The 24873-nt window shown below is 47.8% G+C and carries 24 protein-coding genes and 1 pseudogene; 11 read left to right on the forward strand and 14 right to left on the reverse strand.

Annotation, left to right across the window (positions count from 1 at the left end; translation table 11 throughout):
* Positions 1 to 9 precede the first annotated feature (9 nt).
* Positions 10 to 1071: pseudogene (locus BUA93_RS16670) on the forward strand (MATE family efflux transporter); the annotation flags it as partial.
* A 33-nt stretch (positions 1072 to 1104) separates the two neighbouring features.
* Complete coding sequence (locus BUA93_RS08465) at positions 1105 to 2136, forward strand: DMT family transporter (protein ID WP_072978736.1); 1032 nt, start codon at positions 1105 to 1107, stop codon at positions 2134 to 2136.
* A gap of 8 nt (positions 2137 to 2144) precedes the next feature.
* On the opposite strand, the gene BUA93_RS08470 is transcribed toward BUA93_RS08465, so the two are convergent.
* The 5 genes from BUA93_RS08470 to dcm form a co-directional block, all read right to left on the reverse strand.
* Complete coding sequence (locus BUA93_RS08470; protein WP_072978737.1) at positions 2145 to 2648, reverse strand: helix-turn-helix domain-containing protein; 504 nt, start codon at positions 2646 to 2648, stop codon at positions 2145 to 2147.
* Entirely contained in the window at positions 2645 to 3067 is a 423-nt protein-coding gene (locus tag BUA93_RS16265; protein WP_072978738.1) for a hypothetical protein, read from the reverse strand. The genes BUA93_RS08470 and BUA93_RS16265 overlap by 4 nt, the downstream gene beginning before the upstream one ends.
* A 56-nt stretch (positions 3068 to 3123) precedes the next feature.
* Positions 3124 to 4560: an LlaJI family restriction endonuclease gene (locus BUA93_RS08480; RefSeq protein ID WP_072978739.1), complete on the reverse strand. Its 1437-nt coding sequence runs from the start codon at positions 4558 to 4560 to the stop codon at positions 3124 to 3126.
* Positions 4561 to 5751 carry an AAA family ATPase gene (locus BUA93_RS08485; protein WP_072978740.1) on the reverse strand — a complete coding sequence of 397 codons (1191 nt, stop codon included), beginning with the start codon at positions 5749 to 5751 and terminating at the stop codon, positions 4561 to 4563.
* 560 nt (positions 5752 to 6311) lie between these two features.
* Positions 6312 to 7370 (reverse strand): DNA (cytosine-5-)-methyltransferase, encoded by a 1059-nt coding sequence (gene dcm / locus BUA93_RS08490; protein ID WP_072978741.1) that lies wholly within the window; start codon positions 7368 to 7370, stop codon positions 6312 to 6314.
* An 805-nt stretch (positions 7371 to 8175) separates the two neighbouring features.
* Between dcm and BUA93_RS08495 the strand changes: the two genes are divergently transcribed.
* The 3 genes from BUA93_RS08495 to BUA93_RS08505 all read left to right on the forward strand — a co-directional run bounded on the left by BUA93_RS08495 (position 8176) and on the right by BUA93_RS08505 (position 10214).
* Complete coding sequence (locus tag BUA93_RS08495) at positions 8176 to 9174, forward strand: ORF6N domain-containing protein (protein WP_072978742.1); 999 nt, start codon at positions 8176 to 8178, stop codon at positions 9172 to 9174.
* A 156-nt stretch (positions 9175 to 9330) separates the two neighbouring features.
* Entirely contained in the window at positions 9331 to 9594 is a 264-nt protein-coding gene (locus BUA93_RS16270; RefSeq protein ID WP_175547408.1) for a DUF1016 N-terminal domain-containing protein, read from the forward strand.
* Positions 9549 to 10214: a PDDEXK nuclease domain-containing protein gene (locus BUA93_RS08505; protein ID WP_175547409.1), complete on the forward strand. Its 666-nt coding sequence runs from the start codon at positions 9549 to 9551 to the stop codon at positions 10212 to 10214. Before BUA93_RS16270 ends, BUA93_RS08505 begins: the two co-directional genes overlap by 46 nt.
* A gap of 28 nt (positions 10215 to 10242) precedes the next feature.
* Here the strand turns inward: BUA93_RS08505 and BUA93_RS08510 are convergent, their stop codons facing one another.
* The 9 genes from BUA93_RS08510 to BUA93_RS08550 all read right to left on the reverse strand — a co-directional run bounded on the left by BUA93_RS08510 (position 10243) and on the right by BUA93_RS08550 (position 20406).
* A complete protein-coding gene (locus BUA93_RS08510; RefSeq protein ID WP_072978745.1) occupies positions 10243 to 10830 on the reverse strand; it encodes a class I SAM-dependent methyltransferase in 588 nt (195 codons plus the stop codon).
* 11 nt (positions 10831 to 10841) lie between these two features.
* Positions 10842 to 12032: an alpha/beta hydrolase gene (locus BUA93_RS08515; RefSeq protein WP_083597273.1), complete on the reverse strand. Its 1191-nt coding sequence runs from the start codon at positions 12030 to 12032 to the stop codon at positions 10842 to 10844.
* A gap of 60 nt (positions 12033 to 12092) precedes the next feature.
* A complete protein-coding gene (locus BUA93_RS08520; RefSeq protein ID WP_072978746.1) occupies positions 12093 to 13565 on the reverse strand; it encodes an ABC transporter ATP-binding protein in 1473 nt (490 codons plus the stop codon).
* A gap of 59 nt (positions 13566 to 13624) precedes the next feature.
* On the reverse strand, positions 13625 to 14305 hold the full coding sequence (locus BUA93_RS08525) for an energy-coupling factor transporter transmembrane component T (protein ID WP_072978747.1): 681 nt from the start codon (positions 14303 to 14305) through the stop codon (positions 13625 to 13627).
* Positions 14302 to 14916 carry an MptD family putative ECF transporter S component gene (locus BUA93_RS08530; RefSeq protein ID WP_072978980.1) on the reverse strand — a complete coding sequence of 205 codons (615 nt, stop codon included), beginning with the start codon at positions 14914 to 14916 and terminating at the stop codon, positions 14302 to 14304. Before BUA93_RS08530 ends, BUA93_RS08525 begins: the two co-directional genes overlap by 4 nt.
* A 131-nt stretch (positions 14917 to 15047) precedes the next feature.
* Entirely contained in the window at positions 15048 to 16451 is a 1404-nt protein-coding gene (locus tag BUA93_RS16275) for a hypothetical protein (RefSeq protein WP_175547410.1), read from the reverse strand.
* Positions 16452 to 16678: 227 nt separating this feature from the next.
* Entirely contained in the window at positions 16679 to 19636 is a 2958-nt protein-coding gene (gene feoB, locus BUA93_RS08540; RefSeq protein ID WP_072978749.1) for a ferrous iron transport protein B, read from the reverse strand.
* A complete protein-coding gene (locus BUA93_RS08545) occupies positions 19636 to 19920 on the reverse strand; it encodes a FeoA family protein (RefSeq protein WP_072978750.1) in 285 nt (94 codons plus the stop codon). The genes feoB and BUA93_RS08545 overlap by 1 nt, the downstream gene beginning before the upstream one ends.
* 48 nt (positions 19921 to 19968) lie before the next feature.
* The gene (locus tag BUA93_RS08550; protein WP_072978751.1) at positions 19969 to 20406 is read right to left on the reverse strand and encodes a metal-dependent transcriptional regulator; all 438 of its coding nucleotides are present in this window, start codon (positions 20404 to 20406) and stop codon (positions 19969 to 19971) included.
* Positions 20407 to 20831: 425 nt separating this feature from the next.
* On the opposite strand from BUA93_RS08550, the gene BUA93_RS08555 reads away from it, so the two are divergent.
* The 6 genes from BUA93_RS08555 (at position 20832) to BUA93_RS08580 (ending at position 24790) form a co-directional block, all read left to right on the forward strand.
* Complete coding sequence (locus BUA93_RS08555; protein WP_072978752.1) at positions 20832 to 21860, forward strand: helix-turn-helix transcriptional regulator; 1029 nt, start codon at positions 20832 to 20834, stop codon at positions 21858 to 21860.
* A 157-nt stretch (positions 21861 to 22017) separates the two neighbouring features.
* Positions 22018 to 22194: a hypothetical protein gene (locus tag BUA93_RS16280; RefSeq protein ID WP_175547411.1), complete on the forward strand. Its 177-nt coding sequence runs from the start codon at positions 22018 to 22020 to the stop codon at positions 22192 to 22194.
* Positions 22195 to 22210: 16 nt separating this feature from the next.
* Entirely contained in the window at positions 22211 to 23332 is a 1122-nt protein-coding gene (locus BUA93_RS08565) for a hypothetical protein (RefSeq protein ID WP_072978754.1), read from the forward strand.
* Between the two features lie 38 nt (positions 23333 to 23370).
* Positions 23371 to 23991, forward strand: a complete 621-nt coding sequence (locus tag BUA93_RS08570; protein WP_072978755.1) for an alpha/beta hydrolase — start codon at positions 23371 to 23373, stop codon at positions 23989 to 23991.
* 11 nt (positions 23992 to 24002) lie between these two features.
* A complete protein-coding gene (locus BUA93_RS08575) occupies positions 24003 to 24380 on the forward strand; it encodes a hypothetical protein (RefSeq protein WP_072978756.1) in 378 nt (125 codons plus the stop codon).
* Positions 24380 to 24790 carry a hypothetical protein gene (locus BUA93_RS08580; protein ID WP_072978757.1) on the forward strand — a complete coding sequence of 137 codons (411 nt, stop codon included), beginning with the start codon at positions 24380 to 24382 and terminating at the stop codon, positions 24788 to 24790. Before BUA93_RS08575 ends, BUA93_RS08580 begins: the two co-directional genes overlap by 1 nt.
* Positions 24791 to 24873: the final 83 nt, after the last annotated feature.

Genomic DNA, 24873 nt, shown 5'->3' on the forward strand with positions numbered 1-24873 from the left:
GCGAACAAGGCGTTTTCAACAATCGTGTATGCGACAATCGCTTACGGAATTACCGCAAGTATCACGGCATCCTATTTTATGGAAGGATTAGCCGCATTTCTGGGGGCCGACGGCGAGTTCCTTTCGCAGGCGACTCGTTACGGGCGCATTGCTGCCCTTGGCGGAATCGCCTTCGTGTTGCAACATCTCTTTTACTGTTTCATGATTGTAGCAGAAAAGCCTAAGCTGGGTTTTGCGCTTACGGTTATAGCAGGCATCACAAACGTTGTTCTGGACCTGTTGTTCATTGTCGTTTTAGAGTGGGGCATTTCCGGAGCGGCCTTGGCGACCGTTATCGGTCAGTCCGTCGGAGGATTCACCCCGTTCGTATTTTTCCTATTGCGAAACAAGACTCCTCTCCGAATCGTGAAACCCGTTTTCGATGGCCGCGCGTTGTCGAAAGCCATGTCGAACGGTGTCTCCGAGCTGGTCACAAACATCGCCATGTCCATCGTAAGCATGCTCTACAATTTCCAGCTCATCAGAATTGCCGGAGATACGGGCGTTGCCGCATACGGGGCAATCATGTATGTAAGCTACATTTTTTCGACATTCTTTACGGGATATTCGTTTGGGCGCGCTCCCATCATAAGCTACCATTACGGAGCCCGCAATACAAGCGAACTCAAAAATCTATTCCGTATGGATTGCGTGATCGTCGCGGTTGCGGGTGTCGTGCTCACCGCCTCGTCAGAAGCGTTGGCTTTACCTTTGGCAAAAATTTTCGGCGGCTACGATCCAAACTTGTTCGAAATGATTCGCCACGGCATCGTCATCTATTCATTCGCCTACTTGCTGATGGGTGCGAACTATGCAGGTTCCTCTTTCTTTACGGCCCTGAACAACGGCCTGGTTTCGGCTATCATTTCGTTCTTGCGAACATTCGTGTTCGAAATCATCGCCGTGCTTGCGCTCCCCATTTTCTTCGGGCTTGACGGCATCTGGAGTTCGTGCGCTGTCGCTGAAATCGCCTCGTTTGCGGTTACTGCAATCTGCGTCGTGGCCTTCCGTAAAAAATATGGCTACTGTTGATTTAATATTCATGCAAAATTCTACATTTAAATCATGGACAAGAATGTCATTGCGATTGGTTATGCGATAGCGGCGGCCGCATTTTATGCACTGAATGTTCCCTGCTCCAAAATGCTACTGTCCCACATTTCGCCCGTTTTCATGGCAGGGCTGCTCTATATTGGCGCAGGGCTCGGCATCGGCATCCTCTACCTGTTCCATGTCAGGCACGAGTCCCAATCGGAACGGCTCTGCAAAAAAGATTTCCCCTACACGCTGGGCATGGTCCTGCTCGACATCGCAGCGCCCATATTGCTCATGTTCGGCGTCAAGTACGGAACCTCGAGCAACGCCTCTCTGCTCGGGAACTTCGAAATCGTCGCGACAACGCTGATTGCGCTGTTCATCTTTAGAGAAAAGGTGTCCACGCGTTTGTGGATTGCCATTTTATTTATAACGATATCCAGTTTCATTCTCTCGTTTGAAAATGTTGACGGATTTAATTTTTCCGTCGGTTCCATCTTCGTTCTCGGAGCGACCATCTGCTGGGGGCTAGAAAACAACTGCACCCGCAAAATATCGGACAAAAGCACATACCAGATTGTAACCATAAAAGGCCTCTGTTCCGGAATCGGTTCCATCGTCGTTTCGCTTACCACAGACGAAATGAACTTCGCCGCAAAATACATCCCGCTCGCCCTGCTGCTCGGCTTTGTGGCTTACGGCCTGAGCATTTTCACCTACATCCGCGCGCAACATTACCTGGGAGCCGCAAAGACCAGCGCCTTTTACGCCTTCGCGCCCTTTATCGGCGTCCTGTTTTCTGTCGTACTCCTGAACGAAAAAATCACGCTGCAATACATCGTGGCACTCTTGGTCATGATCGCCGGTACCATTTTTGTGGTTTACGATACGCTTGTCCGCTCACATTCACACATGCATCAGCATATTTTCACGCACACGCATGGTGGCATAACCCATACACACGTTGTTACGCATTCCCATTTGCACAACCATGTCTTTTCCGATGCAAAGCACGGTCACAGCCACGACATCAAGGACCTAGAGAAAATCTCAACACACTGATGAGGAATTTAATCGCCGATTACCCCTGCGAGTTCTTCTTTTTTGCCCTGTATGCGATTGCGTTCACCAACGCAGTTCAAGGCAAGCGTTTTATTCATGTAGTTTGCGCGTTCTAGTTCTATTGCGTTGCGCAGAATGCTTGTAAGAAAATCGTTAGGACTTGAGCCAGCCTCGGTCGCCAACTTTCGTACTGTTTCTTGCAAGTCGTAAGGAACCTGGACGGTCATGCTCTTCATCGGAGTTATGTACAGTTCGCCACCGACGGCCTCCGACATCTTCAACAACTGCTTGTACGAAGGGTTCGTTTTCAAGGATGCAATACGCGAGATAGCGCTTTGTGTCGTGCCCATCTTGTCGGCGACATCTTGCTGCGTGAGCCCCAAGGAATCTTTCAGGAAATCAAAATCCGTCAGGAAGGCCGACAGCGCCTCGTATGTCTTGGAGTACAAATCTAGACCTTCGTCTTCGTTTTCGAGCGAAGACATAAAATCGATGACTTGATTCTTTTTCATTGCATAACTCCCTGTTTGACAAGTTCTCTGTATCGCTTCAGTTTTGTAAATGCTGTCCCGAGTTTCATCGGTTCCTTTTTGTGCTTCAATTCCGCGCATAACAAAATGAGCGTGCTGATTTCGTTTATTGCCATGCAGAAATATATTCTAAAAACTCCGCCTTTCGCCTGCTTTGGAATCCGCATCTCGTACAAGCCGTCATATTCCTTCGGAAACTTGTAAATTTGTTCATTCAGCAAAAAAGGCGACAAATCCATAACAGCAGAAAGGACCTTCAGAAAACTCTTGACTCGTAGATACAAATCTGGACGATGCCTTGACAGATCCTTTATTTCTTTGCCGACATCTCCTGTTTCGTCTTTGGGGTCTGCTTTTTCTGCCTCAAAAAATTGCACATTCGGAAAGAACTTGAACTTCATATACTAAATATAGCATATTTGCTATATTTAGTCAATATTTTTTTGAAAAAAATTTTCTAATAAGGAATTAGTTCTGCAAGTTCGCTTTGCGCAGAAGGATTATTTGCGTAGTTTCGCATGACAGATTTCATGTCGAGGAGGATGCAGGCAATTTTGTGGTAAGGTTTTGAACGATCTTTCCAGTCGCCATAGATATAGCCGACGCGTTTCATTGCATAAACGTCATTGCGAGGGAGCTCCGCGACCGCGGCAATCTCATCCCATTTCCCAGCATCCGCGCAATATGGCATAATGAATGCGTTGTAGATAGGTTTTGGCGAGGAGTCATCCTGAGCGGAGTGTAACGAAGTCGAAGGATCTCCATTCTCTTCTAAAATTTCTTTCCAGTGCGTTTCCACATATTCCGCATAAGCCATCTGCTTACACACGGATTCGGCCCCCGGCAAATGTGAATTGAATCCGGTCAAGCCGTATTTGTAGTACTTGGAATCAAGGATATACACACCCTCCCCCACAACCATTATCGTATCTGGTCGGAGTGTGGAACGTTTCGGGTCGTTCAGAACTATTTCCTCTTCGGATTCATCAAGTTTTTCATCGCGGCATCCGTCATTCCACCGTAAATGCGGATTGAATTTATCCTTGGCAACTCCCTGCGGCAACTTCCCGAAAATTTTATCCACCATCGCTTCCCAAACGGGGGCGAAGGTGTTTACGCCAAACAACGGCTCGTTTTCACTACCATCTTCGCCACGATTTTCCTTGTTTTCCAAATAACGGACCATCTTTAGCATGGCATGGAAAAGTTCCAAATGTTTGTCATTGAATGTTGCCGCAATTTTATCCTGAATTACTTCTGCAAACAATTCGTAATCAAACAAAAGTTCCGGTTCTTCGACTTCATTTTCTGAAATGCCGTAAAGCGGACCAATCAGCCGAGCAGATTCCTTGACGCAAAACTTGTGGACGAGCGTAATCAGGTTGTCTTCACGGTAACTCGTCTTGCGCGTAATCAAGTTCAGATATACAACCTGATCGTGACCTTCTTCGTCTTTGACGACCTGCGGCTTAATTCTTTTAATTGTTCGCGGCCAGCTGATTTTGCCGGAAAAACCCTTCTTGTAAATCGTTTCGGATTCCACAAAGTAGCCGAAATCGAGATAGTACTGCAATACCGAAAGATACGCGTAGAACGGGAATTCCAGTTGGGATTTTCTCAAGTCTTCTTCGGAGAAATAGCTTTGCAAGGACTTGCCATTCAATACGGCAATAAGCTGGTAGAAATCTTGCTTGCAAATATCTTCAGACGGCTTTGATGCACGATACCCCATCGGGAAATAGATTTTGGGGCGGTCATTCTCAATCCTTATCCCGACAAACGATTTGTCCTTCTTTTCGTCACTTGAACACCAAGCGTCATACACGCAGAAATCCGCAAAAGACGTGAAAGCCTTTTGTGCGGGTTCTGCGATATGTTGTGCAAACGCGTTCATTTAAGAATTTGCCTGCTTTTGCAACTTTGCCTTATCTACGTCATTCATCTTGAAAATCTTTTCAAAGGACTCAAATCCGACGGACGTTTCAAAAGCGTCTATCAAATCCGAAAGGGCGTTGACTTTGTCGTCCTTGACGAAAATCTCGCCAGACTTATTGCGCTTGAAAACATCGTCCCATAGGTACTTGAGAACCTTTTCCGCAAAGTCTTCTTTCTTGATTTTGTCCACGTCGCCGATTTTTTCGCCTGTGATGAACCAACCGCCCAGACACTTATCATCAGCCTTCAAAACAGCCATCTGTGGCAAGAGAATCTTTTCGTTTATCCATTTACGGAAATCACCCCAGTAAACGCCTGTATCGTCAATTTCGGTCTTGTACTGGGCGGATTTTTCGTCCAAAACATTCCGAATCATCTTCGATTTGAACCGGCGTTGGAACGCATTATCCATCATGAACACGTTTTGGTCATTTGTGTTCATCGTCGCGTAGATAGAAAGATTCGGCGGCAAGCGCACAGCCGTATTGTTGATGAACTTTATTTTGTCGCCGTACGGGATGGAATCGTCGTATTCAATCTTTTCCGGATTATCCGTACTTTTCTGGCGAACATACGCGTTCACATCAATGTTTGTGACGCCATAGGAACTCCAACCCGTATTGTAAATGTTACCGGAAAGTTCTTCAGGGCCGTCTTCCGGGCGAATACGGTCTAGCAACTGGAACATCTCCCCAAAAATGGCGGCCGCATTGCCACGATTGATTTCCTCTATGATTAAGAAGAATGGCTCTGCGGGATTACGATATGCCCTGCGCACGATTTCCGCAAACGGACCTGGTTTAAAGCGATATTCGACACCGCCGTTGTCCGGCTTCACGTAAGGATAAATCTGCCCCACGAAATCCGCATTGCAGTATTCCGGGTGGAATACGCAACGAACCTTGTGATATTCCTTGTCCGCGACACCGTACTTATCCAATTCGACGTTGATGACCTTATTTACTTCATAGCTCTTGCCACACCCGGGAACACCGTAGTAGATGATTTGGGTGGGGGTGAAAGAAACATTGTTTTCCTTTTCTTGATTATCCTTTTCTGATGAGATAATAGGCGTCTCATTTTGATTTTTTTCGCGTTCTTTTAATTCCCAATCAGCCCAATCAGTCCATTCCGTTTGAGGTAAGCTCAAATTAGAATAAGTATAACTATTATCATCAACGCTCACACAATATAAATGAAGTGTATCAAAATGCTCGATGAAAAAGCCATAACACATCAAACGTTCTTGATAATGTCTTTGAATTTCTTCAAAGGATTCTTGGTTTTTTATTGTATCATAAGTTGTATGAGGAGAATATTTGATTGATCGTCTCCTGTAATGAGATTTGTTAACATCTTGTATTTTCGTTAACAATAGAATGATTGGAGTATTCCGAAAAATTTTGGCATTGTTTTGAAAATGAACAATAACATTATCAAATTTTGATGCTAATTGTATTTCCTGATATTCGGGATTTAAATACGATTCGCTTGCAGTGACGAATAATTTCTTCTTGCCTAAAATGCAAGATGTTTTAGCCAAAGGGACTGAATTAAAGTACATTCCCTTTAACATATTCTCATAACCTTCCGCTTTGAAATAATACGGAGGCATATCATCTCTAGGCTCTCGTGATTGACCAAGAGCTGTTTCCCATGAAGGACATTCTCCATTTTGTGGAGTAAAAATCAAAGATCCTTGGTCAAGTCTCATAGTTGCCTCCATATATGAGCTAAAAGAATTCCAACTATATTCACGTCCCAACCATTTCCTGCTCGTTTAGACAACTGGGAATACGATTGTCCGTCGAAGTTGATTTCGCAAATCTTTTTATCGCGAGAAATGTCAAATCCCATAAGGCGAAATTGTTCGTGAACAGACATCTTTCGAACAATTTCCTTGCCTTTGTCTTTGCCAGACTTCTTGGGAGGTTCAATAACACGAAGACTATTATGTTCCGGCTGGGTGATTGTTATGCTGTAGCCATCTTTTTTGATTTTCTTGTTATACACATCAAAACACAACGGCGTTTTTACGACAAAAGAATCAATGTGATGTTTCACCTTCAAATGAGCAATTTGATCATCCGACAGATAAAGAAATTTTTCAGGGGAAATGTCTAAGAAATCTGCCATTTTCAAATCGCTATGGATTTCTGGAGGCTTTATTTCAAAGTTTTCTGGTAATCCTCCTAACCGAGCAAACATCCAAAGGCGTTCTCGATTCTGCGGCACACCGTAATCTTTTGAATTCAAAACAACCTTTGCCAATGTGTTTTCTTCCGTCGTGCCATATCCCATTTCAATCAAGTCTTTTACAAGTTGATCGTGGATGGGCTTAAACTTTCCAGAAGTAAAGCCTTTAACATTTTCCAAAAGGATATACTTCGGCTTTTTTACTCGACATATTCGAATGATATGTCCAAGCATTGCCCCTCGACCATAGGGATCTTCGGTTCCCAATTGCATTCCTGCGGAAGAGAATGGCTGACAGGGAAATCCTCCGGTGAAGAAATCAAAATCAGGTAATTCATCAGGGTTTATTTTTGTAATGTCGCCCCAGTTCTTTATAGGATTTCCCTTCTCATCTCGATGGTTTGCGTCAAAGAGTTTTGAAGCGTATTTATCGAACTCTGAATAACCAACAACAGTGTAATCAAAATTCGTCAAAGCTTTTTTTGCTCTTTTCAATCCAAAGGATGCTCCGCCATAACCAGCAAAGCCTTCAAAAACCCTGATTACATTCTTCTTCTGTCGAGTCTGGGCCATATCGCTCCGTGTTGAAAGTGAACGAGTTCACTCTCGCGGGAGCGGTTCTGGCCGATTCGCTTGGCCGGGGTGCGGGCAAAAAGAAACGGCGGGGAGCCGACTCACTCCTCGCCTAAAAGCGCGACATTTTCAAAAGAATACAATACACCCGCAAAAACCCGGGCGTATACGGTACGCCCAGGGTACACTACGCCCATGCAATACACGGGCTGTGGCGAGTCATTGTCTTATTCTTATAGCCTTGAAAGTGTCTAGTTTTCAGATGAAGAACAAGAGCGATACTCAACGAGCGTTCACCCTCGTCCTTGCAAACTATTCCAAGCATTTTCTGGATACAAAAAAGGCGTGGAGTTGAATGCACTTACCATCTGAAGGCCTAGACTGCCTGGCTATAATAAGCACAAACAACTCACGCCCCATAATGGCCGCTTGCCTACAGGCAGATTTATCAAATATGCATGTACCAAAACGATGCGGCAGGCCTAAGCCGGTCGCAGACGTGAGCGTTCGCCTTATTCTCCATAGCCTTGAAAGTGTCTAGTTTTCAGATGGAGAACAAGAGCAAAAACTCTATTTGCCTTAAAATATAGATTATTCCGCTGTCAAAAGGTGACGCCACGCCCGGAAGGCGAGAAAAAAGCGTAAAAACGCAGATTTCAACCGCCTGCGGGGGTCGATTTCCTTCAAAATTGACAAAATTTCCGCAAAAATCGCCGATTGTCATAATATGACATCCGAGGAATGTATATTTGTATCGAGAACACTTTACCCTGCCTTTTTTGCTTGTAGGCGGAAGGAGTAGAAGATGGCTAGAAAGACCGAAAAAACGGATGATATCGCACCTAACCCGCTCATGGAGTCGGGCATCGGAAAGATGATTCAAGTCATTCGAGGCAAGCAGGTGTTGCTTGACCGCGATTTGGCGGTGCTTTACGGGGTTGAAACGAAGCGTATAAATGAGCAGGTAAAGCGCAATATTGAGCGTTTTCCTATAGATTTCTGCTTTCAACTGGATGCCACGGAGCATAAATTTTTGAGATCGCAAATTGCGACCACAAAAACCGAAACCAGAGGAGGCCGACAATATTTTCCATATGCTTTTACCGAACAAGGCGTTGCGATGCTGTCTTCGGTTCTAAAAAGCGAGACAGCAATCAAAGTCAACATCGCCATCATGCGGGCATTCGTGCAACTACGTCACCTTATGATGGGTAACGGCGGTCTTATCAACCGTCTTTCAAATGTAGAAGCAAAGGATTTGGAACAGGACTGCCGCTTGACCGGTCATGACGAGCATCTGCTTGACCATGACCGTAAATTTGACGAACTTTTCGAGGCAATGGACCGTGGCGAGCTCAAATCCAAGGGTTTATTTTACAATAACCAGGAGTTCGATGCCTATGTATTTGTCTGCGACCTGATTCGTCAGGCAAAGAAAAGAATCGTACTTGTCGACAGGTACGTGACCGAGAAGACTCTGGCCATGATGCTCAAGCGGGAAAAGGGCGTTTCTGTGACAATCTACACCTATGACAAAAGCAAAGTCCTTGAAATGGACCTAGCCACTTACAACGAGCAATATCCCGACAGCCCGATGCAAGTCTTGCCAAGTTACGGAATGCACGACCGATTCTTGTTCATAGACGATACGGCCTACCACTTCGGGGCTTCGCTCAAGGATTTGGGCAAGAATACGTTCTTTTTTACGCAGGAAGATTTCACGTTGGACGAAGTGCTGAAGAAATCGCAGAAAATTCAGGCAGAAAAAGAAAGTCAGGCATTACAAGATGACAACGCGGATTAGAGTTCTGCGGGGTTGATCTTTGTCAAAATTACCTAAATTGTCAAAATTTTCGCAAAAACCGCCGTTTGTCATAATATGACACACGAGGAATGTATATTTGCAGGCGAGAACACTTTACCCCGCCTTTTTTTGCTTGTAGGCGAATTGGAGTAGAAGATGAATAAGCGTGTACCGCCTATCGGTAAGGCCGACGGAACAACTTTTGAAATCCTTGCGGAACGGGTAAAAGACGTCCATAATGCGACAAGTTCCGTAGCCAAGGGTGCCGTAAACCAGCTTCTGACTATACGAAATTGGGCTATCGGCTGCTATATAGTCGAATACGAGCAAGAGGGGTGCGACCGCGCCAAGTACGGGCTCGTTTATTGCAAAATTTGGCTGACGAACAGTCCATCAAGGGGCTTGACCGTCAGTTGTTGAACGCATGCAGGATGTTTTACGTGAAATATCCACAGATTTGTGCGACAGTGTCGCACAAATTGCAGGGAATAGACTATTTTCCCGAAAATTTGGTTGTTATTAAGAAAAAAATCAGGGAAGCAATTTGCGAGACAGTGTCTCGCAAATTCGAAACGCCGCCGGAATTGCTTGTCACTCGGCTTTCATTCTCGCATATTAAAGAAATAATGACCATTGACGACCCTATGGAGAGGTTCTTCTATGAACTTGAATGTATCAAAGGCACATGGGGCGTGCGAGAACTTCATCGGCAAATCGACACGAAACTCTATTTCAGGAGCGGAATCAGCAAAAAGCCGGAACTGTTGCTGCAAAGGGTGGAAAAAGGCGACGTTAATGCAGCCTTGTCGGTCAAGGACGCGTATACTCTCGACTTTTTAGACCTGGATGCCAAGGATGCATTCTCCGAAACCGAATTGGAACAGGCTATCATGAACCATTTGCAGGAGTTCCTGTTGGAAATGGGCAAAGGGTTGGACGGGGATAATCCCCCGATCGGGATTTTGCTCTGTACCGAAAAGGGACCGAAAATGGTCCAATATGTGTTAAACGGTATGGACGAAAGAGTTCCAAGCCCCTAGTTAAAGGAGCCCGTGTTACTTGATGCACTCAAGCGCACTCTACATAGATCAAATCAATCCGGCCTTTGATAACGCGGGCCATCTTGATGAACCAACCATTAGATTCCAAGAAGGCCTTGTATTCTTTTTCGGTCCATTCGTGTGCGAAGCGGACGCCGACAAAGCTCAGGAATTTTTGCCACAGATTCTTCTTGCCATCTTCGCGGAAAAAGAAGTTCGGCGCAATCAGCAGGCCGCCATCCTTTAAGATACGGCGGATTTCTTCAAGCGCCTTTTCCGGATTCGGAATAATATGGAGCGCATTCGCTATCACGACGACGTCGAAGGAATTGTCCGCAAAGCATAACGAAGTTGCGTCTGCAACTTCGAAACTCAGGTTGTCAGGATTCTTCGCCTTGAGTGCGGTTTCAATCATCTTCGGCGCAAAATCAGTTGCCACCACGGACTTTGCGGCAGGCGCAATATGCCGTGCAATCATCCCGGGGCCCGTCGCCAGTTCAAGAACATCTTTGCCCTTGGCGACTTCGGCAATCCGCGCATACAGAAAATCATAGATATTCTTCTGCGAACGCATCGAGAATTCATAAACCGGTGCAAAAATGTTCCATACATTCATATCAGGCCTTACTAGGGAACAATATAGTTATAAGCGACTACCGCATTTTTACGGGCCACCGCATCGTCGAGGAATTCGAACATAGTGCGGTAAGCGTAATCGCGAACATCCTTACGAGAAAGGAACAGGTCGTGCATACCGTCTTCAACGGTCACCGTTGTGACATCGGGACCCAACTTGGGAGCCCATTTTTCCAGAAGGTTCACATCCAGCATGCAGTCGCAACGCATGTAGTCTTCGTCCCACTTGACATTATCGACCGTGCAGCCGCTACGCATCATGAGCACAGGAGCCTGAATTTGCATTCCCGCGTGAATCCACTTAATGCCTCTCGTGGTGGCGCGAAGGTAGCCGAAGTATTGCTGCGGCCATTCATCACTCTTTAATTCCGTATTGAATTCCCATTCTCCCCTTTCTGTTTTCAAAAGAGACATGTTGTACTTGGGAGATTCCTGCTTAGGCGCAGCTGCATCGGGCATCAAGAGCGCGACATCCGAAAGCACGGGGAACGCCACAGTACGAACGAACCAGCTGTTTTTATAATCAAGGAAGGGGCTGTTCAAGACGAGCGCCGCAAAATCCTCACTATTGCGTTCGTTCAGGTAATTCGGCGTAATCAAGCCACCCTGCGAATGGCCTATAATGACATACGGCAAGCTGCTAGAAATGGAGTTCCCCGCAATTTTCTTGCTGAGCGCTACGGCAGCATCCAATTCGGCGTAGTATTCCTTGACGCTCCGCATGTCGGAACGCGGCTCCCCTGCGCGGTACGAACGGCCATTGTAATGCAGGTCTATCGCAAAGAACGCGAACCCGGCAGAATCAGACTTTTCGGCCAATTCTTCTTGGAAAAAGTAATCGTTGTATCCGTGTACGTACAAGATAATTCCACGTGGGCTTGAAGCTGGCGCCACTGCTCGCGGCGAACTCCCGAAGGGGTATTCAATTAACGTCGAATGGAAAACCTTGTCGTAGGGTTTCACCTCAATCGGGTAAACCGTATAAGGCGCACCAAGTTCCGGATCAACCGACTTTTGCGGCAGGGAATTATCAACAAGGGTCTGCAAAGCCGATGTCGTAATGGGTTTACTGTAGGCCTCATCACGTTTCTTTTCTTTGCAGGCAGCAAGGCAAGCATTAGCGGATGTGGCAGAAAGAAGTGCGACCATGGTCGCGGCAATGAGTGTTTTTGTCCTATTCATGCCAATACGATAAAAAATCGTACAAGTTAACTCTACTCCAATTAGGCCAAACAAAATCCGCTATGCATTCAGCATAGCATCAATCAACTTTTCCTGATTGCCTTGCAGCAGATACTGTTCCGCGATTTTTCCGTGCTCCATGCGTATAACATTGTCGCAACAGTTTAGAATGAATTCGGGGTCGTGAGTAATCACGAGTAGCGTTTTTCCAGTGGCTGCCAAATTCTGGAGAGTCGCCGATACGGCCAGCATTTGTTTGTAATCCAGGCCGCTGGTAGGTTCGTCGAACACGACAATTTCGCGACCGCTAGAAACGCCACTGCCTATAGCCACGCGTTGCTTTTGACCGCCCGAAAGCGCCATCGGGTGGCAGCTAGCATAATCTTTCAGGTTAAGCCTTTCAAGGATTTCTTGGGCGGCGTTTTCATCTTGCGGATTCATGCCCAGCAAGATTTCGTCAAGGACGCTTTCCGTAAACAGCTGGTGGTTCACATCCTGCATAATCAGGTATGCGCCGTATTTACGCGCCCTGCGCTTTTGTTGCCAAGTTCCGCGGAGTCCACACAGCACCTGGGCCAGCGTCGATTTTCCGGCACCATTATGGCCGATGATGGCTGTGATTTGATTGCGCGGGAGTGAAAGCACCGGAATGTCTAGAACCGGGAATTTGCGGTTGTAGGCGAAATGGAGGTTGTTGAAGAGCAATGACTCTTTAAGAGATTGCTTCGCAGGCTCCTTCGAACTTTCCGGCCCTTCGGCAAGCTCAGGGACCTTATTTTTAAGTTGTTCCAAATTCATGCAGCGCAGTCCGAGGCTTGCCGCATATTCCGGGCCTTTCGCTTCGAGTTCGGCGGGAGTCCATTCGTGCGCAATGCAGCCGTCTTTTACATAGCAAATCCGGTCTGCAATGTCTCGCAGGTAATGGATGCGGTGCTCCACGATAACAACGGTCTTGCCGCGAGATTTCCAGAACTTGATGATTCCGGCGAGGTCTGCGACGGTTTTCAAGTCAAGATTAGCCGAGGGCTCGTCGAGAACGAAAATTTCCGGATCGGTCGCAGAGACCGAGGCGCAGGCGATTTTTTGCTTTTCTCCGCCAGAAAGGTGGAAGATATTTCGGCCCGCCAAATGTTCTATGTGGAATTCCTTCACGACGCGATCCACGCGTTCCCGGATTTCTTCCGGATTCATTCCCAAGTTTTCACAGCCGAAGGCAATTTCACTGTCGGTATCGATGTTGAAAAACTGCGAACGCGGATTCTGGAAAACGGAACCCACATGTCTTGAAATTTCGGCAAGCGTCATGTCGGCGGTATTCTTGTCGCCGAGCAATACATCGCCTGCCATCGTTCCCGATTGATAAAGCGGAATAAGCCCGTTGATCAGCTTAGAAATAGTCGTCTTTCCGCAACCCGACTCCCCCACAAGTACAACGCATTCGCCAGACTTGATTTCAAAATTCAATTTCTTGATGACGGCGTTGTCCAAGGAATCGGTGTAAGAAAACGAGACGTTTTTGAGGGTAATGTTCATAAATTGGGATAGACAATTAAGATAGATTGCTTCGCTACGCTCGCAATGACGTAACAGCACTAATTACGAAGTAAAAATATTACAATTACCGCAATACAATAAACAAACACGACAACATCTTGAACGTGGAACCCGATTTTGACCATGCAACTACGTCTCGTTTCAGGCGAAAGGCCTCGCGTCGTCGCCGCCACCGAAAGTTCGTCACCGATTTTCGTGAGCGACACCAGCAGCGGAATGAGCCTGTATTCGAGGAACAGGAAAGGATTTTTCAAGGTCCGCAGACTGAACAGGCGTATGCCGCGCATGCGCATTGCGTTTCCGATATCGCGGGCTTCATCGAATACTGTGGGGAAAAAGCGAATCATCACCGCCAGCGGAATCGTTACCTTGTTCGGCGAGTGCATTCGCGACATTCCCGCCATGAACTCGTTCACCTTGGTGGTCGTCATGACATAGTAAAAAATAACGCTTATCGGCATCACATGCGAAACAAGCATCATCGTCGAGACAAACAGCGTGCCCGCGAGCCCGACATCCATTGTTTTTAAATAATCAAAACTGAATGCAGATATTGCGTACAAGAAAGAAAAGAGCAGGGAAAACCGCCATCTTTTTTCAAGCACCAATAAAACCGCCGGCAAAACAACAATCATGGCGCCATAAATCACTGGCGCGGAAAGAATGATGCTGTTTCCCGCAATCGTTAAGAACAGTTTTGCCCGAGGATCCAATTTCACCGGGCAAGCCCAATTCGTTCGAAGTGTCTTTTCATGATGCGGCGGGCCACAAGTCCACCGATAACGGCACCCAAGATGCCGAAGGTGTAGATTCCGACCAGGGGCCAGATGCTGTTAGAAAGTTCCGCCAGCTTCGCAACGTAACCTTCGTCGCACATGCCACGGGTATATTCCAGATATTCCTCGGTATCAAGCCAAAGCGGAAGCATCATTGAAGAACTCATTAGGCTCAAGACAATGTTTGCCATGTACAAGCCAGCAAAATTTTTCCCTATGATTTTCAGAATTGTTCCCGACAGTAGCCCAACTGCAAGGCTTATCGCAAACATGATAATGCTCTGACCCATCACTAACATTGCGCCCCCGAAAATGCCGCAAAAAAGCAGGCAGCAGAGTATCGGCCTTTCTATTTTCGAATAGAATAGGAACATGGGAATGCTTGTCACTATCGCAACAGAAGCTGTCGCAATGACAATGAATGCGGGAATATAACCGATGCTTGAAGACATAAATCCAAGCACGATATAAAGCGCCGAAAAAATGCCTACATTCACCAGGTCGCGGACCAACGTATTCGATGATTTTTTGCCGGTCGATCTTACATTACTCATAAAAGCCTCCAATAGCAAACAAATGCACGCCAAATAGAGTTTTTTTGATGCACTTTTTTCTACTCCATTTAGACAGAAAAAGGACCGTGACAAAACGCCACAGTCCCCTTTTTGCGCATTATGCGAGGTAATTAGAAGCTGTACACCGTTTCAAGACCGAAACGCAGAGCGTCATCGTCTTCGTTATCCTGCACGGCGACATCCACCATGCCGAAAGCGGTAATTTCCAGGTTTTCGACCGGAGTGATGTAGATGCGGCCACCGACATCGAACGTTGCAGCCGTTTCGTCGTCATCATCCAAGGTGTGCGTGTGGTATTCCACAGGGATACCGAACTTGATGAATTCAGCAAGCTTGAAGGCCGGTTCGGCATACACGAAGAAGTATTCCGGAATTTCGCCGTTGTCAAGGTCGCTTGCATCTTCGGCGGCATCACCCCTGTCAACAATGGCATAGAAGGCAGTCGTCTTGATATCGAACATACCCACTTCGAAGGTCGGCTCAACCAAGAAGGCATGGGCAGTAGAAGTCCAATCCTGACCTTCCACGACATCGCCATCGTCACCCAGGTAGTCGGCATGGAAACCATACACAGCCCTGAAGCCGAAACCACCGAGAGAGAGACCCGCTTCGACACCGGCATGGAGTTCGTTATGCTGAGTGGTCTGGAAGCTCTTGTAGTCTACATACGGACGCAAGTGCTGACCGGCATAATCGAATTCGTAGGCAGCGTGCACATCGTAAACCTTGGCACCTTCTTCGTCAGCCCAGTCGTTATCGCCACGACCAAAGCCAACACCGAGAATGAAGCCAGCCAGGTCAATTTCAAGACCGCGGATATCGTGTTCCTTCATACCGGCAGCGTTATCGGCAGGATCGTCGTAGTCATAGTAGGCAACGAATGCACCTTCCGAGAAGGTCAGGTCGCCCAGCTTAACCGCGAAGAAATCAGCCGGCTGGTACTGAACATAGGCACCATTGTAAATGGCGGCCGGGTCAGTCGTTTCGTCGTCGGCTTCGAGGCCAACGAATGCAGACCACTTTTCGTTGAACTTGACTTCAAAATTCAGGTCGAAGGTAGAAGCATAGCTGTGGTTCAGGTCATCTTCTGCCCAGACATTGCCTGTGTAAGCATCGAATTCCACTTCGCCATTGTACTTGACTTCCATCTGGGCTTCCGAAGTGCCTTCGTTCATGCTAGCCTTGAGCATGCCGAGAGCGTTACCGGCGGCGTCAGCGACTTCGCCCGGGTTAGTGTTTTCGGCAGGAGCGGATTCAGCGGCTTTTTCTTCGGCAGGAGCGGCAGCGACAGGAGTTTCCTGAGCCGGAGCAGCGGCAGGGGCTTCCTGGGCAGGAGCCGCAGCGGCCTGAGTTTCAGCAGGGGCAGCAGCGGGAGCTGCAGCAGGAGCTTCCGCAACAGGCGCTGCAGCGGGGGCTTCGGCGGCAGGAGCGGCATCCTGGGCAAATGCAGACGCAGCAAAGAAGGATGCGGCTGCAAGACCGAACAAAAGATTAGACGTCAAACGGTTTTTCATTTTTCTCTCCCTTGACGGATTAATTTTCTGTTTTTGTAACACTCCGTCAGGTTTTTTACAAATAGTGCTACAAAAACGCTTGGCTATCGCCTTCTGTATGCTATTGCTGCAAAATGCGTGCCAAGATGTTTCAGTTTAGTTCCAGAAATTAGACTAATCTAATTCAAGAATTTTAATGAAGGGCTGGCAGGATTTGGGCCTACCAGCCCTGTTCTTGATTCCAAAGGTTAGTCTTCGAAACGTTTTTCTTTATTCGCCTTCATGCCGAAGAGCTTGAGGAAGATTCCCGTACCCACGAGCACCACGATGGCAGCGACAATCCATGTCACGTTTCCACCAACAGGCACCTGGTAAAGGAGTACCGCCACAGCCCAGGCAAGGAGCGTCTGCACCGTCGCCATGAGGACGGCGAGACCGAGGCCGATTTCACGGGCAACCACGCCCATGGCAGCAAGGCACGGCACATAGAGCAGGATGAAGATGAGGAATGCGAACACCTGCCAGTTAAAGCCATCCACCGGGTTACCGTTCTTATCCGGATTGTGGAAGTAAGAGCGGAGGTTCGCGTAGATGTCGGCGGTTTCGGAAAGGTCGCCTTCTTCGAGAGCGCCCATTTCGTCTTCGGAGAGTTCGAGGCCAGCGGCAGCGAGCTTGGCAAACACAGCTTCGCGGGTCTTTTCATCCTCTTCTTCTTCGCCGAAGGTTTCGATGGCTGCATATTCTTCGCAGGTCAGCACCTTGGCGTCGGTAATCTTGTCCAGAGTTTCTTTCTTGAGTTCGGCGGCTTCCTGGCCTTCCAATTCGCCGGTGGTTCCCAGCGGGTCGGTAAGCGAACCGAAGACTTCGGCGAGGTTAGCAGGAATCGAGCCGAGGGCTTCGAGCACAGCGCCCTTGATGTCGGGAGCGCCACCTTCTTCCTCTTCTTCGGCAGGGCATTCGTCGACGCCTGCGATAAGCGGCTTTTCTTCTGCGGGAGCCTCGGCAGGAGCGGCTTCGGCAACCACAGCACTATCAGTTGCAGCGGAGTCAGCAACAGCGGCGACTGTCGAATCCGCCTTCACGCTATCCGCGGCGGCAGAATCAGCGACTGCAACTTGTTCCGATTCGGGACGTTGCGGGGTGTCCCCGCTAGAAGGGGTAGCGGATGCCGCGTTAGCGGCAGGAGCGAGGGGAAGGCTTTCCCCTTCCGGTTCCGCGGCCTTGCCATCTGCAGGAGCATCGGCATTTTCCCCCACCATGGAATAGAGCGAGTTCATGGTACCGATAACGGCTTCCTTGGCCAGAAGGCCCGTGAACAGGGACACGGATGCGGGCCAGTTTTCTTTCTCGACGCCGAAGGGCTCGAATACCGGCGTAATGGCCTTACCGATAACAGAAAGCAGGCTGTTTTCGGAGTCTCCGTTACCGGCGGTGAACTCGTTTGACTTCACCACCTTGGATTCGTCAACAACGAAACCTTCGGGGAGCGCCACGTTTTCAGCCTCGCCTGCTTCGTTTTCTTGAACCATCTGGTAGCCTTCATCGGCCTGGACGATTTCGGTCGTCTTGCCGTCAACATCGACATACATTTTCTCGACAATGCCGAAGCTGTTGAGGAACCCGAGCACGGCAACGGCAAGCGTAATCACCTTACCGGCGCGCCAGATGTAGTCGCGCAGGCGCTGCCAGCAGTGAATCATCAGGGACTTGAACTTGGGCAAATGATACGGCGGAAGTTCCATCACAAAGTTAGGGGCCTGGCCCTGGAAAAGCGACTTCTTCAGGAACAAACCGTAAGCGATAGCGAACAGCACACCGGCGAGGTAAAGCAGGAACACCACCGTGCCCGCCATCTTGCCGAAGAATGCCGCCGCAAACAGCGCGTACACCGGGAGGCGCGCGCCGCAGCTCATGAACGGCACCAGGAAAATGGTGAGGAAACGTTCACGCTTGGATTCCAGCACGCGGGAGCCCATAATGCCCGGCACGCCGCAACCGAAGCCCGCCATCATGGGCACGAAGGCACGACCCGGGAGCCCGAGGAATCTCATGAAACGGTCTGCAACGAAAGCCGCGCGGGCCATGTAACCCGAGTCTTCCAAGAACGAAAGGCACAGGAACATGAAGAAGATGACCGGGATGAAGGTGGAAACCGTCTGGATACCGGTACCGATACCGTCGGCGAGAATGGCCGTGACAAAGGAGGGGCAGCCGAGTACATCGCCCAGCAGGTAGCCGAGGCCATCCACGAAAATCGCACCGAACAGCACGTCAAAGAAATCAATGAATGCAGAACCGATGGTGACCGCAATCCAGAACACCAGATACATGATGACCAGGAATATGGGGAGAGCTGCCCAGCGGTTCAAGAGAACGGCATCCAGTTTGTCGGAGAATGTCTTTTTCGTGCGGACAGAAACAGTCGCCTTGCCCGCCACGCTATGCGAAATGGAATAGCGGTTTTCAGCCATCGCAAATTCCGGCTCTTCGCCCAGAATCTTCGCGACTTCGGCCTTGTCGAGCTTTACGCCCGCTTCGGCGAATTTGTCTGCATAGCTCTTCTGGTTGCCCAAGTACATGAGCGAAACCCAGCGAGCATCCGCATCCAAAAGCTTTGCGACCGGTGCCACCTTCGGTTCCAAAACCTTCACGGCCTCTTCGACCTTGTCGCCGTAAACCATCTGCTTCGGGAGCGGCATCGGGCTAGCAAGCACGTGGCCCATCTGGCTAATAAAATTAGTGACGCTCTTTTCGCTCACGGCAGAAAGCGGAATGCACGGCACGCCGTAGAAATCAGAAAGTTCGTCGAGATCCAGCTGGATTCCGCGATTTTCGGCAATGTCCATCATGTTGACGGCAATCACCATCGGAATCTTCATGTCGGCAAGTTGGCTCGTAAGGAACAGGTTGCGTTCCAGGTTCGTCGCATCGACGATGTTGATAATCAAGCTCGCTTCGCGGCTGAGCAAGTAATCGACAGCAGCGCGTTCGTCTTCGGCATTTGCGAACAAAGCGTAAGTACCCGGAAGGTCCACCAGGCGAATCTGGCGGTCGCCCAGTTCAAAGTAACCTTCCTTCTTTTCGACCGTCACGCCGGGCCAGTTACCCACATGCTGGCGTGCACCCGTAAGGGCGTTAAAGAGAGCCGTCTTACCGCAGTTCGGGTTACCGGCAATTGCAATCGTCAAAAGTTTTCTGGCAGCCATTATACCCTCCTCAGCTTGAGAACATTGGCTTCTTCTTTACGGAGCGAGAGCCTGTAAGACAGTACGCTTACTTCAATCGGATCGCCGAGGGGGGCCACCTGCAAGACTTCCATTTGAACGCCACGCACAAGGCCCATCGAAAGCAACTTGGACTTGTAAGCAGAATCGCCCTCGTTATAACCGACGATCTCTACCTTGTCGCCCTTCTTGAGTTCCGAGAACTTGGGCTCGGTACTCCACTTTTTCGTTTGCGACTTTCCGCCGCAACCACAATTACAGCTCATATCATCCTCATATAAAAACGGGAAAACCCTTGAGCGGAGCCTTCCTGTTTACTTTGTGTTTTTGACAACCCTTAGTTTTTTTACCGAAGAAACTTTTGCCGAGGCAATCGCATTCGACGGTTTCACAAAATCTTCAATCTTACCGAGCGTTTCTGCCGAAAGGATATGTTCCATACTGCAAGCATCCTTGTCGGCAATCGCCTCGGACACGCCCAGCTTAATCAGGAATCCCTTCAGAAGAATATGACGGTTCAAAATCATGGCAGCAACGCGCTCTCCCTCTTCGGTGAGTTCTACACCGCTGTAGGGTTCCTGCCTCACAAGGCCCATTTTCTTGAGTTCCACCATGGCCTTTGCAACCGACGGCATTTTCACGCCGAGAGCCGCGGCAATATCCTTGACGCGGGCAAGCCCGTTCGCCAGGCGCAGCATGTGCACCATTTCCAAGTAGTCTTCTAAGCTTTGAGTCAGTTTTGTATGGTCCATATCAACTAGCCTTATTTAGACGAGGCTAATATAGTTTAATAAAACTAATTAGGCAAGGCTAAAAATATTACCGATTTCGTATTTATTTAGATTAGACTAATTTTATAAGAAAAAATTTACATTATTTTCGCCATTTTACCCTTGTTTTTACAGTTAGTTTTATCCAACTTTTAGTTAGACAAGTCTAATTCTGAATGTCGCCATAGCTTTCGGATTCAGGCTTGTTAGGTTGAATCAAAAAATCAATTCCCTCTTTTGTGTCTCTTTGGGAATAAAGGTGCCCCCGCTCAAGTAGCTCTGAGCAGGGGCATTTTTGTTTAGACTTCCGCAATTATACAGCTTTACATGAAAAAAATGAAGCAAATAGGGATACGACAACATTATTTGTCGCAGTAATAATGTATATTAGGTTTTAGAGGTATATTATGGCAGATATTACCCGCGCAGACCGTGTATTACAATTATTCGCACTCCTGATTTCAAATCCAGGCAGGAGCTATTCTATCAGCGACCTGATGGCGGCTCTGGAAATCCCCGAAAACGAGCGCCGCAACGTGCAGCGAGACATGCAGTCACTAACTTCCGCCAACGGGGGTACCTACATTCGTGTGAGCGGTGGCCAGCGGGCTTTCCGCTACCAGTCCGCAATTAAATCGGCGGACAACCTGTTGTTTCCGAATTTTGAAAACACCATGCTGCATTTCGTGTTTCTGCAGCGCATTGCGAACATGTACCCCGCCGCAAGCGAGACTGTCACGGATCTGCTTGAAAAAATCCAGAAAAGCCTGCCTTCGAACGAAAAAAAGGCCGTGGAACAGCTCGCTCAAGACCTGAATTCGCGAATTCTTTTTGCGGGAACCCCTCCCATGTTCGAGGAAGATTCCAGCGAAAAACTCAAGGTAATTCTGCGGGCAATTCACGAACGCCGCAAAATCCTCGTCACCTATATCAGCGAAACTGGCAACATCCCTCGCATGCGAATTCCGCTGATGGTCATCTTGTACCAGGGCGAAATCTACATCGGTTGCGAGTCGCAGTCGCACCCCGGCGAAACCTACACACTCAAGTTCCGCCGAATCCAGAAGGTCGAACTCACCAAGGAAACCTTTCAGGACAACCCAAAGACACTTGAAATGTTGCGCAAGCGTGTGCAGCTCGGTTCTGCCATTTTTGGGCCGCAAGACCCGAAAGCCGAAGATGTTGAAATTGTGTTCAGCAGCCATGCGCAGCATTACCTCGAAGAAAAGCCGTTCCAACGCTCCATGAAGATGGAAAAACTCCGCGACGGCCGTCTGTTGGTCACGATGAAGGCCCTAAACGACGAGCTCCTTTTCCGCTGGGTACTTTCGTACGCCGACAGCGCCGAAGTCATCAAACCTGTCGCCCTCCGCAAAAAACTCCGCGACTTTTCGTATTTCCTCGACAGCACCTACCGCCATAATCCCTGGCATTAAAATGCCAAACGTCATTCTATAGCTTCGCTAAGGCGATGGAATCTATTTATCAAGCCCGCCTAGAGCGGGCATTTTTCGTAAAAAAATATTTTTTACACGACATTATTTGTCGCAGTAAAAACCTATTTTGATGATAAATCAAAACTGGAGCACAAATATGAAAAAAAAGAAAGATTACGTGGAGACGCTGGGACCTAACGGGACCAGTCACATATTTACGCCAAAAGAGTACAAAACTTTTATGAAGGGACTAGACGCTTATCCCGACCAACACAAGGCAGACTTATTAAAACGCATGCTTAATCCGGTATATCACAAGCCCGAAAAAGGCTAGCAACAAAGGAGGAATTATGAGCAACAAGAAAAGCCACAAAAAAGGGAGCAAGGTTTACGAAAGCTTCTCCCTAATGGACCTGATGCATAATTTTTGGGAAGCCGGGAACGGGGAACGCCTGGTAGCGTTACCATCGTTTAATGACAACGTTCCAGGACTTTTTGACAATTATAGGCCGTTCATCGAAGACGAAGATGACGACGACCCGGACGATCCTGATTCGCTAGAGATGAGCCGAATTCAGGAGGGTACCAAAATCCGTATTTTGACAGATGTCCTCAACAAACCGGATTGGCGCACGCTTTGGGACTTTTTGCAGTATTATGATATCGAAATCAGACATATCCAAAACCTGGATATGCTTCTGTTCGTTAATCTTGGAGAAAAAAGGGCCTTCAGTATCGTGAGCCCAATGCATTGCGACGGTTCTTACGATGATTTCGAAGATAATTCCATTGCAACGGAAACCAAGGATTACAAGCCATTTCAAAGATTATTCGATAATCTTTGGGAAGATGCCGAACCGATTACATGTGAAAAAATCGAGCATTTCAACAAGCTGTGGAGCGACGATAGAAAAGATTCCGACAAGGAACTCCTGCAACACACCTATTTCCTTTTCCCGAAGGGGAAAAAGGATGACTATGAATTATGGGAGGATAGGGAGGTATGCTCATTATGCCGAAGCGCCTTCAGTGGCGAAATAGAGCGAGGTGACGTCGGCATCTATAGACTTGCCTACATCGTGGGAATCAAGATTCCCAAAGATGCGGAACAAATCGTCATTTGCCATATAGACGAAAAGACAAAGTGCATCAAGCATGACCAGACCTTCCGTGTTTTCGGAAACGATCCCATCCGCGAAATAGACGAGACTCTTGAATTCTATTACCCAGAGCACGGTTTTTCCATCATTCAGGGATGGAACGATGATTCATCGGTTGCGAATACTTACCCACGCCCCAAACGCTACTACAGCAAGAATATCTACATGGCAATGCAAGTGTATGACTTTGTTCTTGACAAATACACAAAGAAAATCGAGAAAACGCTAAACAAAAAATTTCAAACGAATGCCACATTTGCCGATTCACTCAAGAAAACATGTTTCATAAAATGGAGCGAGATCATGCAATGAGAAACAATTCATAACATCCCTATAAATAGGACTTTATTATGGGTACAGAAACTTTCGATTTAATTAAACCTTTCGGCAATGGAGAAAATCACGTTGATTACGGTTTCGTCTTTGGCGGTGACCGTCAAAAGGTTTTGCTGATAAAGGCGGGACAAGGCGGTTCCATTTATGGGTATCGCAACAAGTACCTGAAACTTGCCTGCGAAATGCGCGAGCTGTGCGGATTCTCGGTGGTTTGCGCGTCCACTCCATCATCTGACATCAGCCAGATGGCGCAATTCGCCGAAGTGGTAAAATCGGAATTTGAAATCGGTGGCCATACCCAAATCTATTTTATGGGAATGTCAATGGGCGCCTCCATCGGGTGCATTGGTCGATCTCTATTTCCGGAAATCAGCCGATTCCTGTTGGTGAATCCCCCGCTCATGATTAACACGACTCGGATATGCCGCAGCGCCAAGGCATTTGACGGAGACATGATGACATTCGTTTTCGGGAGTCTTGATCCTTCAGCACATTTAGCAGGGCTTCTCAAGCTCCACGAATGTGAAAACATGCACGTTGTGGTTGTGCCAGGGCAAGACCATCATTTTTCAAGAAATGAATTTCGACTAATAGAGTTGATGAAGCTGCTAAATTCTGAAGATAAATTAAAATAAGGAGTGCGAATATGAACACCGTTCAAACATCAACACAAAAGTACAATGACTTAAAAGCCCTGGTAAAGCGTTCATACGCAGATGAGAATATGCGAAATGAAATATGGGAATATATCACGGGCTACATTCTTACGGATGACAAAAAACAAATTCAAGAGGACCGTCTAGAACAATTTACGACATTTCTCAGCCACGAAGAATGCCTAACCCACAATGACATCGTTCTCAACGCGACCGATTTCGACAAATACTCTGCCGAAAGGGATAAGGCATTTGTCAATGCCATTGAGAAAGTGTGGCCGAGTCCATGGGTTTCCATCTGCTATGGAGAATCAATCGGAACTGACCACGAACTGAACCGATTCTTCTATATGAAAAAGGAGGGGTGATGAAACTTTTTATCTCCGGTTCAAAGTCAATTTCGGCATTGCCCGAAGAAGTAAAATCTTTACTTGACGAGCATATTGCCCTGGGTACAGAATTTCTTGTAGGAGATTGTTACGGCGTTGACGCTGCGGTACAAAAATACCTGGAATCCAAAGGATACAGCAACGTAATCGTTTACTGCAGCGGTGAAACACCAAGGAATAATTTTGTTACGGGAGCAAAAGCATGTTCTTGCGCAGAAGCCGCCAAAGGCCTTACAGGCAGCGCATTCCAGTATGTGAAAGACATCCAAATGGCGCAAGACTGCGATACGGCTCTCATGATTTGGGACGGAAAAAGCAAAGGCACTGGCGAAAACATCCGCCGGATGAAAGAAATGGGGAAACCGTACAGAATTATAAACGAGAATTGACCAATCCACTAAAAATAGCCAATGACTGCGACAAATAGCGTCGCATAAGAATGCATCCGTAAAAACACGAAAAAAGTGGCATT

The sequence above is a fragment of the Fibrobacter sp. UWH4 genome (genome assembly GCF_900142475.1).
In the GTDB taxonomy this organism is placed as follows: Bacteria; Fibrobacterota; Fibrobacteria; order Fibrobacterales; family Fibrobacteraceae; genus Fibrobacter.

Bases quoted from the DNA above. Each gene is read 5' to 3' on its own strand.
- BUA93_RS08550 (WP_072978751.1), bottom strand. From the start codon at position 20,406: ATGGACCATACAAAACTGACTCAAAGCTTAGAAGACTACTTGGAAATG.
- BUA93_RS08565 (WP_072978754.1), top strand. From the start codon at position 22,211: ATGAGCAACAAGAAAAGCCACAAAAAAGGGAGCAAGGTTTACGAAAGC.
- BUA93_RS08480 (WP_072978739.1), bottom strand. From the start codon at position 4,560: ATGAACGCGTTTGCACAACATATCGCAGAACCCGCACAAAAGGCTTTC.
- BUA93_RS16270 (WP_175547408.1), top strand. From the start codon at position 9,331: ATGAATAAGCGTGTACCGCCTATCGGTAAGGCCGACGGAACAACTTTT.
- BUA93_RS08580 (WP_072978757.1), top strand. From the start codon at position 24,380: ATGAAACTTTTTATCTCCGGTTCAAAGTCAATTTCGGCATTGCCCGAA.
- BUA93_RS16280 (WP_175547411.1), top strand. From the start codon at position 22,018: ATGAAAAAAAAGAAAGATTACGTGGAGACGCTGGGACCTAACGGGACC.
- dcm (WP_072978741.1), bottom strand. From the start codon at position 7,370: ATGGCCCAGACTCGACAGAAGAAGAATGTAATCAGGGTTTTTGAAGGC.
- BUA93_RS16275 (WP_175547410.1), bottom strand. From the start codon at position 16,451: ATGAAAAACCGTTTGACGTCTAATCTTTTGTTCGGTCTTGCAGCCGCA.
- BUA93_RS08545 (WP_072978750.1), bottom strand. From the start codon at position 19,920: ATGAGCTGTAATTGTGGTTGCGGCGGAAAGTCGCAAACGAAAAAGTGG.
- feoB (WP_072978749.1), bottom strand. From the start codon at position 19,636: ATGGCTGCCAGAAAACTTTTGACGATTGCAATTGCCGGTAACCCGAAC.
- BUA93_RS08465 (WP_072978736.1), top strand. From the start codon at position 1,105: ATGGACAAGAATGTCATTGCGATTGGTTATGCGATAGCGGCGGCCGCA.
- BUA93_RS08470 (WP_072978737.1), bottom strand. From the start codon at position 2,648: ATGAAAAAGAATCAAGTCATCGATTTTATGTCTTCGCTCGAAAACGAA.
- BUA93_RS16265 (WP_072978738.1), bottom strand. From the start codon at position 3,067: ATGAAGTTCAAGTTCTTTCCGAATGTGCAATTTTTTGAGGCAGAAAAA.
- BUA93_RS08520 (WP_072978746.1), bottom strand. From the start codon at position 13,565: ATGAACATTACCCTCAAAAACGTCTCGTTTTCTTACACCGATTCCTTG.
- BUA93_RS08555 (WP_072978752.1), top strand. From the start codon at position 20,832: ATGGCAGATATTACCCGCGCAGACCGTGTATTACAATTATTCGCACTC.
- BUA93_RS08570 (WP_072978755.1), top strand. From the start codon at position 23,371: ATGGGTACAGAAACTTTCGATTTAATTAAACCTTTCGGCAATGGAGAA.
- BUA93_RS08510 (WP_072978745.1), bottom strand. From the start codon at position 10,830: ATGAATGTATGGAACATTTTTGCACCGGTTTATGAATTCTCGATGCGT.
- BUA93_RS08515 (WP_083597273.1), bottom strand. From the start codon at position 12,032: ATGAATAGGACAAAAACACTCATTGCCGCGACCATGGTCGCACTTCTT.
- BUA93_RS08575 (WP_072978756.1), top strand. From the start codon at position 24,003: ATGAACACCGTTCAAACATCAACACAAAAGTACAATGACTTAAAAGCC.
- BUA93_RS08530 (WP_072978980.1), bottom strand. From the start codon at position 14,916: ATGAGTAATGTAAGATCGACCGGCAAAAAATCATCGAATACGTTGGTC.
- BUA93_RS08495 (WP_072978742.1), top strand. From the start codon at position 8,176: ATGGCTAGAAAGACCGAAAAAACGGATGATATCGCACCTAACCCGCTC.